The sequence below is a fragment of the Nocardia sp. NPDC004604 genome (genome assembly GCF_040609795.1).
Classification (GTDB): domain Bacteria; phylum Actinomycetota; class Actinomycetes; order Mycobacteriales; family Mycobacteriaceae; genus Nocardia.
Map to the genome: position 1 here is coordinate 1 of NZ_JBEXLC010000233.1, position 9,225 is coordinate 9,225.

A 9,225-nucleotide genomic window follows, 5' to 3' on the forward strand; every position below is an offset into this window, starting at 1 on the left:
GGTGACTACTGTGTCAACAAAAACACCGTATGTATCAACAGGTTCAGATTTAAGCGTCGTGTTATTAGACTTTGGTAAAAAGCAAAATATTGTTATAATCGGCCAAACCACCTTCGGCCAACCGGACCCGTCCATCCCCCCGCTCTTCCCACTGAAAACCCGAGGCCTCCGAATTGCCTTCAGACCACGGCCCCCGCCCCGACTCGGACGCACCGGATCCGAAACCGATAGCCTCCGAGTCAATTTCCGACCGCCGCCCCCGCCCCAACCTGGACGAACCCGAGCCGAAACCATCGGCCTCCGAATCAACGTCAGGCCACCGGCCCCGCCCCGACTCGGCCTCACCCGACCGGAAACCATCCGCCTCCGAAGCGGAGAGCAGCTCATTCAGCTGACGCCGAACCTCTTCCACCGGATCGGGCCGCGCCCCATCGGACGCGGACCGACCACGACGTGATGCTGGGCGCCGAGAGTTCATCGGATCAGAAATCGGCGGGAACCTCTGCGGCCGCTTCCGCGGTTACATCGGCGCCGATGCCGAGCTTTTCCTTGATCTTCTTCTCGATCTCGTCGCGGACATCGGTGTTCTCCAGCAGGAACTTGCGGGCGTTCTCCTTGCCCTGGCCGAGCTGGTCGCCCTCGTAGGTGTACCAGGAGCCGGACTTGCGAATGAAGCCCTGCTCGACACCCATATCGATGAGCGAGCCTTCCTTGGAAATGCCCTGACCGTAGAGAATGTCGAATTCCGCCTGCTTGAACGGCGGCGAGACCTTGTTCTTCACGACCTTTACGCGGGTGCGGTTGCCGACCGCGTCGCTGCCGTCCTTGAGGGTCTCGATGCGGCGCACATCCAGGCGCACCGAGGCGTAGAACTTCAGCGCCTTACCACCGGTTGTGGTTTCGGGCGAGCCGAACATCACGCCGATCTTCTCGCGCAGCTGGTTGATGAAGATGGCGGTGGTGCCGGAGTTGTTCAGCGCACCGGTCATCTTGCGCAGCGCCTGGCTCATCAGTCGAGCCTGCAGACCGACGTGGCTATCGCCCATCTCCCCCTCGATCTCGGCCCGCGGCACCAGCGCGGCCACCGAGTCGATGACAATGATGTCGATCGCACCGGAACGCACCAGCATGTCGGCGATTTCGAGGGCCTGCTCACCGGTATCGGGCTGGGAGACGAGCAGCGCGTCGGTATCGACGCCGAGCTTGCGGGCATAGTCGGGATCGAGCGCGTGCTCGGCGTCGATGAAGGCGGCGACACCGCCCGCGGCCTGGGCATTGGCCACCGCGTGCAGGGCGACGGTCGTCTTACCCGAGGATTCCGGACCGTAGACCTCGACAATGCGGCCGCGCGGCAAACCGCCGATGCCGAGCGCCACGTCCAGCGCGATGGATCCGGTCGGGATCACCGAGATGGGCTGGCGGGCCTCCTCGCCGAGACGCATGACCGCGCCCTTGCCGAAGCTCTTCTCGACCTGCGCCAGCGCCAGCTCGAGCGCCTTATCGCGGTCGTACGCCTGTGGTGCCATATCCTCATCCCCTTTTCGACGGGTAAGTCTCGTTCTTGGTTGGCGCCCACATTAGAGGGCGGCACCGACAAGTTCTGGCGACAAGCCTAGACGAACAGATGTTCGAGTCAAGCGACGCGCCCGACAACACGCGAGCCGACTTCGGCGCACCGGGCAACCGCCGCGCTACGGCCGATTCCGCACCGCCGCCCGTTCACCGCACCAGCGATATCCGATCGCTGTCCAGCAGCGTCTGCGCCTGCTTGAAGACCCGCAGGGCCGGTGTCACCTCGACATCGGTGATCCCATCGAGGGCACCGAGCCGCTGGGTGACATAGCGGTAGAGGTGGGCGGTATCCCGGCACATGATCGACGCCATCAGATTGACCGACCCCGTGGTCGCGGCGACGAATACGGTCTCGGGATGTGTCGCGATCGCGGCGCCCACCGCCGCGAGATCGGCCGGGCGGGTGCGCAGCCACAGCGCCGCGCGCACGGCATACCCCATTCGCTCGATCGCGAAATCGAGATCGAAGTAGAGCACCCGGGATTCGACCAGTTCGGCCATGCGACGCGCCACTCTCGTTGGAGTCCAACCGATTTCGGCGGCGATCTGGGCATAAGGCGCACGGCCGTCGCGACCGAGGATCGCCAGTATCGCTTCGTCTTCGGCCGAAAGCCGCACCGGCGCTTCCGGCCCCATATCGGCCCGCGTCGCCTGGGACCCGAGTTCGCGCAACTGCGCCGCGGTGAACAGGTGGCCGAAATGCGGCCACTCCTCGTCGAGCGGAAACCGATGGATCACCTCGTGCGCCGTCAAGCCGATCACCTGGCTGGCCTGCGGCAATGTCTGCAGCAGCAGTTTGTCGCGGCGTTCGACCGAGCGCGGGCGGCTCACACAGGTCACCTCTGATCCGGTGGACAGCAGGGTGACCCAGCTCAGATCCGGAAACCGAGCCAGCGATTCGGCCAACCGCACCGCCTTGTCCGGCGTCGTGCGCAGCCGGATCGCCCAGCGCGCGTGCCCGAGCGGCACCGCGTTCACCTGCCCCGCCACATGCAAAATGCCGCGCTGCCGCAGCGACCGGTAGCGGCGCGCCACCGTCTGCTCCGAAACCCCGAGGATGGCGCCCAGCTTGGCGAACGCAATGCGGGCATCGCTGACGAGCGCGTGCACGATCTGCTTGTCGAGCACATCCATAACGGAGGATTCCGAGTCTTCCAGAGACTGCATAGGAGGAATATATCGCCAACAGGCGCACAGCTATGTAGATATCACCGTAAGGCTCACGCTGGGTGTCGAAATCGTTCATTCGCCCCCGGAGGCTCCAGTGAAGAAATGGCTCCCCCTATTCGCGGCGTGCCTCGGCACGCTGATGCTGCTCATCGACGTCACCATCGTCAATGTCGCGCTCCCCGATATCGCCGCCGATCTCGGCACCGGACTCTCCGGACTGCAGTGGGTGGTGGACGGATACGCGCTGGCACTGGCCGCGCTGCTGCTCGTACTCGGTTCGCTGGCCGATCGGGTAGGCGCCAAGCGCGCCTATCTCGCCGGGCTCACCGTCTTCGCGATCGCATCGCTGATCTGCGGGATCGCCGATACGTCGCCGAGTCTCATCGCCGCGCGGGCACTTCAGGGTGTCGGCGGCGCCGCGATGTTCGCGACCACACTGTCACTGCTGAACTCCACCTACACCGGTCGGGACCGCGGTGTCGCCTTCGGCGTCTGGGGCGCGGTCGCGGGTGCGGCGGCCGGAATCGGCGTGGTGCTGGGCGGTGTGCTCACCGAGGCGCTGTCGTGGCGGTGGATCTTCTTCGTCAATCTGCCGATCGCGGTCTTGGCGATCATGTTGACCGCCATCGTGTTCCAGCCGTCACCGCGGCAGGCGGATCGGGCCGTGGACATTCCCGGCATGCTCGCGTTCGCGACCGCCGCGACAGCGGTCACCTATGGTGTCATCCGGGGCGGCGAACACGGCTGGTCCGATGACGCGACATTGCTCGCGCTGACGCTCGGCGTGGTCGCATCGCTGGCCTTCGCATTCATCGAATACCGCAGTGCGGCACCGATGCTCCCGCTGTCACTGCTCGGCAACCGCAACTTCGGCGCCACGCTGGTCTCGGCTTCCGGACAGACGTTCGCGGCCTTCGCCGCCACTCCCCTGGTATCGCTGTGGCTGCAGCAGCAGCTGCATATGACGCCGCTGCACGCGGGACTCGCGATGCTGCCGATGGCGGCGACCGCATTCGTGGTGGCCGGTGCGTTCGGCAAGCTGCTGCACGATGTTTCGCCGAAATGGACGATCGGGGCAGGCCTGGTGCTGGTCGGCATCGGAACCGGATTGCTCACCATCATCGACGCCGGCTCATCGTGGGTCGCATTGGTTCCCGGATTCGCGGTGATCGGTGCCGGCATCGGCATCAACTCACCCGCGCTCGTGGCGGTGGGAATGGCGGCGGTGCCGCCGCGACAGGGCGGAATCGCTGCCGGCGCGGTGAATACCGCACGCCAGCTCGGACTCGCGCTCGGAGTCGCGGTGCTGGGCACGGTATTCCGCGAGGTCGCCGATGCCGATCAGCCGATGACATTGTCGCGGTTCGTCGATGGGCTGGACGCGGCGTTCGCCGTGGCGGCCGGGGTCGGGATCGTGTTCGGGGTGATCGCATTCGGGCTGTTCCATCGTCAGCACGAGGTGGTCGCGGATGGTCCAGCGGAGCGGGAAGTTGTTGCCGCATAGGTAAGCCCGCAGCACAGACGTGTGCCGGAATCCCCGCAACGCAGGGGTTCCGGCACCAACCGCGCGCGGATCGTCGAACCAGCAATGGCCCCGCACTACCGCTGCGGCAGCACGGATTCGTCCCCTTCCTGGCGCGGGCCGAAAATGCGGCGGTCGGATTCCTCGATGCGGACATCGTTGATGCTGGCCTCGCGCCGCGACATCAGACCTTCCGGGGTGAACTCCCACTGCTCATTGCCGTAGCTGCGCCACCACTGGCCGGATTCGTCATGCCATTCGTATTGGAAGCGGACCGCAATGCGATTGCCTTCGAAGGCCCAGAGGTCCTTGCGCAGTGCGTACCCGTTCTCGATGGACCACTTTCGGGTGAGGAACTCGACAATGGCGTCGCGGCCGGTGAAGAACTCGTCGCGATTGCGCCAGACCGAATCCTCGGTATACGCCGCGGCGACACGCTCAGGATCCCTGGTGTTCCAGGCATTTTCGGCGGCAAGCACCTTCACCTTCGCGGATTCCAGGTCGAACGGCGGCAATGGGGGTCGCATAACAAGCTCCTTCTTCGGTATCGGATTCGGCCGCACCCTGCGTGGATGTCGCAAAGGCGTGGATCCGGTCAGGGGTTGACCGGGGAGAGTTCGGCAGGACCCCAGCGCAGCGGGCCCGAACCGCGAACTTCCACTACATCGGTAATGGTGAAGTCGATCGTGCACTGGGATCCGGCGGTGAATGTCGCAGCATCCCAGATCAATTCGGCGGTTCCGGTGAGTTGCAGCGTTCCGCCGGTGCGCCAGTCCGGGATCAGAATGCCGCAGCGCGGATTCACCGCGATATTCCCTAGCGTCATGAACATCGAGTTGCCCTGGTAATCCGGCCATCGCAGCCGCGTGGACGAAAGCACCTGCAGGAAACCAGGATTGCCGCCGCGATGGGAGGCATCGGCATTGTCGTCGACATCCGCGGTCGCGACGAAGAACGTGTCGGCCGCGGTAATCAGCTCTCGCTGGCGCGCGTCGAGTTCGGTACCGCATTGCGGCGCCGGAATATCGACACCGGGTCGGTAGGAATCGATCGTCCGGCGTGAGATGTATTTCGGGCAGTTCGAATACACCTGGTCGACAGCGATCCGCAACCCGTCACGCCACTGCGTCGGCACCGCGAAACCATTGACTCGCATCCGCCTGCGCCGCTGCGGCTGCAGCGCGATCATGCCGATCCGAGCGGGGCGGGTCAGTGTGCGATGCAACGGATCCCCGACCGCCGGAAATGCATCGACCGCGATCGTCTCGGCATCGAGGGCATGCACGAATCCCAACGGCCCAACCAACTCACTGGCCCACACATGTCCCGCATCGTCTGCGGCCGCGATCACGACCATCGGCTGTTCGGCCAGGAAGGACGCCGCGACATCCGGGATATCGCCGCGAATCATCCGGCCGACGCGGTCCGCGATGTGCTGCTGACCCATTCGCTGTTGTACGGCGACCTCACCGGAGTGGAAGTGCGTCATCGGCTCAGAAGAATCCACAGGTCGGAGCAGCACCGCTCGGCGCGGGAGCGGATTCGGCGCCGGTGGGCGCGTAGACCTCGAGCCGGATGCCGTCGGGGTCGGTGAAGAAGATGCCACCGGAAGCCACGCCCTCACCGTGCGCGACGACACCGTCGTGCACGAAATCCACCGCGAGTTCGCGCAGCAGCGCCTCGATCGCGCGCACCTGTTCGACGGTGTCGACCTGGAACGAAAGGTGATGCAGGCCGGGAGTCTCAGTGGAGAACGTGCCGTCGGACTGCTGCCAGAGAGTCACCATGAGCTTGCCGTTGGCGCCGAGGAACGCCCAGCGTTTGCCGTCATCGGTGCTGGCCGCAAGCTGTTCGAAACCGAATGCGCGCCGATAGAAGTCCACCGAGCGGTCCAGATCGGAGACGTTCAGGCCGATATGTCCGGTGACCAACTGTGGCGCGATGGCTGTCGTCATGTGAATCCTCCTCGAAATCAATAACCGCCATAGATTGTTTAACTGGTTAGAACATAGCGAGCAGCGACATGGGCGTCAACCTCTAAAATCAATTTAACTAGTTAGAACGGCGGTGGTCGACCTGACGACACAAGGCGGATCGCTACCCTCAGGTATGCCCGATCCACGACCCCACCTCGGTGAGCCGCTGGCACTCGACCTGCTGAACACCCGATGGATCGAGAACGGGCCGCAGGATCTACTCACCGATGTGGCGGGTCTCGGCATCTGGCTGACCTCGGCCGGGCTGGCCGAGCGCGCGAAAGCCGACGAACCGACCCTGCAGGCGGTGCTCACCGCGCGCACCGCCATCTATGACGTGCTGAAGCACACCTCCCACACCGCACTCAATGAGGTGCTCGACCTCGGCCGGATCCGGCGCACCCTGACCGATACCGGCCCAGCCGATATCGTCGACGTGCCCGAAGCGACCTGGCTCCCCGGCTGGCTGGCCGCCGACAATCTGTTGCGGCTACTCGCCGAGGCACCGGACCGGATCCGCCAGTGCGCACATCCCGATTGCGTGCTGTTCTTCTACGACACCTCGAAAAACGGCACCCGCCGATGGCATTCGATGGCGACCTGCGGCAACCGCACCAAGGCCGCGCGCCACTATGCGAAAAAGGTTTGAGCTCAGAAGAGTTCGTCCAGCAGCCGGTAGTAGTCCAGCCGTCGCCGGTCCGGCTCGGTGAGACCGTAGGCGGTATAGAACGCGTGCAGTTCGTCGTCATCGAAGTCAATGGGCAGATCGCGCGCGACCAGGGCCAGATCGCGGTACCGATCCGCCACGCCCAGCCCGCCGACGTCGATCAGCAGGCCGCCGTTCAGGACATTGGACGGAGTGAAATCACCATGCGCGACAACGAGATCCGCATCCGTCGGGCGTTCGGCGAGCAGCCTGTCGAGTATCTGTTCGGGCGTCAGCCGTCGGTTGTCCTCGTCGAAGTCCTCGGTATCGACCAGACCCTCGAGCACATTGCGCCGCGCTTGGGCGAGCATGACATCCAGTCCACCGTCGAACGGGCACTCCGCGACCGGGATGGCGTGCAGGAGGCGTAGCACGGCGCCCATGACCGCGCCCACCGATACCGCCGGATCGTCGAGTGCGGCCAGGCTCGGCACGCCCACATCAGTCAGCACCAGGACATCGTCTTCGAACACGGCGATATCCGGTAGCCGAATCCCCCTGCCCCGCAACCAGTTCAAGCGCTCGTACTCGGCGACGGCCTTCGGCCCACGCTTCACCCAGTACGTGCCGTTGACGTGCGCGACACCACCGCTCATCCCTTCGTGATCATCCGACCACGTGGATTCCTCGCCGAGCAGCGCAACCACCTTCGGCGGCAAGGTCGCGGGCAGTTCGTCGAGGGCGTCCAAGGAGGTGCGCGTGGATTCGATCAACTCGGCGTCCCCCTCGGCGACTCGCAACTTCAGCGCCTCACTCAGCAATGCCTTGGCCTCCGGCAGCCGACCTTGTTCGGCGAGCGCCTTGCCCAGGTGCTGCAGTGCGAAGGACAACACCTCCGGCGCGCAGTCCCGAGCCCGGTCGACGGTCCGGCGATACAGCGTTTCGGCGGTGACAACATCGCCGCGATATCGGTGGGCATCACCGAGGTTGATCCAGACCGAAATCCGGCGGCGATCGCTGTCCGCGAGTTCGAGGGCACGATCGAGGTGATCCAGGGCCTCGTCATAGCGGCCGAGTAGTAGCAGGTCGATACCGGTCTTGCGGAATTCGGCGAAATCGACCGGCCGGGCGGCCGCTACCCGCGCAGCCAGCTGTTCATGATCGGTAGCGATCATGCGCAGCCGCCCGTCGAAGCGGTATCCACCATCGGTCACCAGCGTGATCTCGGTACATCGAAATCCGCACAGAGTGCACGCCACACATCCCGTGGATCGACACCCGCCTCGATGGCGGCGGCACCCGTCCGCCCGTCCAACGCCGGGATGGTGTGATCTTTGAGCAGGCTATCGCCACGGGCCACACCGAACTCGGTGTGCAACAGTTCCTGGAACTCGGTCAACCGCACCGTGTTCAAGATACTCGCGTCGCCGCGCTCACTTCCAGATACCGGTATGCGGTGGCGTTGCCCATTCTCGAATTTGCACTGAAGCGAGCGCCCCTGGAATCAAGCTCGAACGCTGAGAACGTCGTGGCAGATAGCGATGGCATCGGCGACGTCCGCGACGCCGGAGGCCGCCTCCTGTGCCGCGGTCGTGTAGGAGGGGGTGTCGAGGAGCTCTCGGACCGCCGCGCGAACGGCGTCCACGGTAAGCGGCCGAACCAGAATCGAGCTGCCCTGGCGGGCGGCACGATTTGCCAGTTCCCATTGGTCGCCGCCGCCGGGGACGGTGACGATCGGCACACCCGCGAGCAGGGATTTCGCCAGCAGGCCGTGCCCGCCACCGCCCACGACGAGCGAGGCGTGGATGAGTAGTTCGTCTTGACGGCCGAGTCCAGCGGTCGCCCAGGGCGGGAGGTCGGTCGGCGGGGTGTCGAGCATGGAGATGGCGACCCGCACCCCCGCCCCGTCCAGGGCGGCCAACACGGTGTCGACCATGCCCGCGACGCCGGTGTGCGCCGTCGACGGCGCGACCATGACCAGCGGCTCATCACCGGGCGGTAGGTCGAGAGTTTCCCGGGTCGGTTCCCACAGCAGTGGGCCGATGACATGGGTGTGCTCGGGCCAGTCGGGGCGCGGCACTTCGAGGGCGGGCAGGGTGGCGACCAGGCGGGCCGCCGGACCCGGATCGGTGGCGGGCAGTCCGACACTTTCGCGGGCATGCTCCCGCTGACGCAGACCGTTGCGGATGGCGCGAGCGGTCATGGTGCGCAACATGCCGTCGCGGAGTCGCCCGCGCAGACCCTGCCCTGGCGCGAGGCCACTGCCGATGGGCGGCAACGCTTTCGACGGAAGATACAGCGGATGCGGCGACAGCTCAACCCACGGCACCCCGAGTCGT

The 9,225-nt window shown here is 65.3% G+C and carries 10 protein-coding genes; 2 read left to right on the forward strand and 8 right to left on the reverse strand.

Translation table 11 applies throughout. The features are described 5' to 3' along the window. Positions 1-482 precede the first annotated feature (482 nt). Positions 483-1,526: a recombinase RecA gene (gene recA, locus ABZW16_RS41600; protein ID WP_354961666.1), complete on the reverse strand. Its 1,044-nt coding sequence runs from the start codon at positions 1,524-1,526 to the stop codon at positions 483-485. 193 nt (positions 1,527-1,719) lie between these two features. Then, the gene (locus tag ABZW16_RS41605; RefSeq protein ID WP_354961667.1) at positions 1,720-2,739 is read right to left on the reverse strand and encodes an AsnC family transcriptional regulator; all 1,020 of its coding nucleotides are present in this window, start codon (positions 2,737-2,739) and stop codon (positions 1,720-1,722) included. Positions 2,740-2,836: 97 nt separating this feature from the next. Between ABZW16_RS41605 and ABZW16_RS41610 the strand changes: the two genes are divergently transcribed. Next, positions 2,837-4,246, forward strand: a complete 1,410-nt coding sequence (locus ABZW16_RS41610) for an MFS transporter (protein WP_354961668.1) — start codon at positions 2,837-2,839, stop codon at positions 4,244-4,246. 95 nt (positions 4,247-4,341) lie between these two features. Here ABZW16_RS41610 and ABZW16_RS41615 read toward each other — a convergent pair whose 3' ends face one another. The 3 genes from ABZW16_RS41615 to ABZW16_RS41625 all read right to left on the reverse strand — a co-directional run bounded on the left by ABZW16_RS41615 (position 4,342) and on the right by ABZW16_RS41625 (position 6,219). Continuing rightward, on the reverse strand, positions 4,342-4,791 hold the full coding sequence (locus tag ABZW16_RS41615; RefSeq protein ID WP_354961669.1) for a nuclear transport factor 2 family protein: 450 nt from the start codon (positions 4,789-4,791) through the stop codon (positions 4,342-4,344). A 68-nt stretch (positions 4,792-4,859) separates the two neighbouring features. Then, the gene (locus tag ABZW16_RS41620) at positions 4,860-5,753 is read right to left on the reverse strand and encodes a pyridoxamine 5'-phosphate oxidase family protein (protein WP_354961670.1); all 894 of its coding nucleotides are present in this window, start codon (positions 5,751-5,753) and stop codon (positions 4,860-4,862) included. Between the two features lie 4 nt (positions 5,754-5,757). After that, positions 5,758-6,219 (reverse strand): VOC family protein, encoded by a 462-nt coding sequence (locus ABZW16_RS41625; protein WP_354961671.1) that lies wholly within the window; start codon positions 6,217-6,219, stop codon positions 5,758-5,760. Positions 6,220-6,373: 154 nt separating this feature from the next. Here ABZW16_RS41625 and ABZW16_RS41630 point away from each other — a divergent pair, with 154 nt between their 5' ends. Then, positions 6,374-6,889: a CGNR zinc finger domain-containing protein gene (locus tag ABZW16_RS41630; RefSeq protein ID WP_354961672.1), complete on the forward strand. Its 516-nt coding sequence runs from the start codon at positions 6,374-6,376 to the stop codon at positions 6,887-6,889. Between the two features lie 2 nt (positions 6,890-6,891). Here the strand turns inward: ABZW16_RS41630 and ABZW16_RS41635 are convergent, their stop codons facing one another. The 3 genes from ABZW16_RS41635 to ABZW16_RS41645 form a co-directional block, all read right to left on the reverse strand. After that, positions 6,892-8,100, reverse strand: a complete 1,209-nt coding sequence (locus ABZW16_RS41635) for a phosphotransferase (protein WP_354961673.1) — start codon at positions 8,098-8,100, stop codon at positions 6,892-6,894. Then, positions 8,097-8,291: a DUF3046 domain-containing protein gene (locus ABZW16_RS41640; RefSeq protein ID WP_354961674.1), complete on the reverse strand. Its 195-nt coding sequence runs from the start codon at positions 8,289-8,291 to the stop codon at positions 8,097-8,099. Before ABZW16_RS41640 ends, ABZW16_RS41635 begins: the two co-directional genes overlap by 4 nt. A gap of 99 nt (positions 8,292-8,390) precedes the next feature. Then, a partial coding sequence (locus ABZW16_RS41645) for a glycosyl transferase (RefSeq protein ID WP_354961675.1) occupies positions 8,391-9,225 on the reverse strand: 835 nt, incomplete at its 5' end.

Excerpts from the sequence above, each read along its gene's own strand:
- ABZW16_RS41620 (WP_354961670.1), bottom strand. The coding sequence starts at position 5,753 with ATGACGCACTTCCACTCCGGTGAGGTCGCCGTACAACAGCGAATGGGT.
- ABZW16_RS41625 (WP_354961671.1), bottom strand. The coding sequence starts at position 6,219 with ATGACGACAGCCATCGCGCCACAGTTGGTCACCGGACATATCGGCCTG.
- ABZW16_RS41605 (WP_354961667.1), bottom strand. The coding sequence starts at position 2,739 with ATGCAGTCTCTGGAAGACTCGGAATCCTCCGTTATGGATGTGCTCGAC.
- ABZW16_RS41615 (WP_354961669.1), bottom strand. The coding sequence starts at position 4,791 with ATGCGACCCCCATTGCCGCCGTTCGACCTGGAATCCGCGAAGGTGAAG.
- ABZW16_RS41630 (WP_354961672.1), top strand. The coding sequence starts at position 6,374 with ATGCCCGATCCACGACCCCACCTCGGTGAGCCGCTGGCACTCGACCTG.
- recA (WP_354961666.1), bottom strand. The coding sequence starts at position 1,526 with ATGGCACCACAGGCGTACGACCGCGATAAGGCGCTCGAGCTGGCGCTG.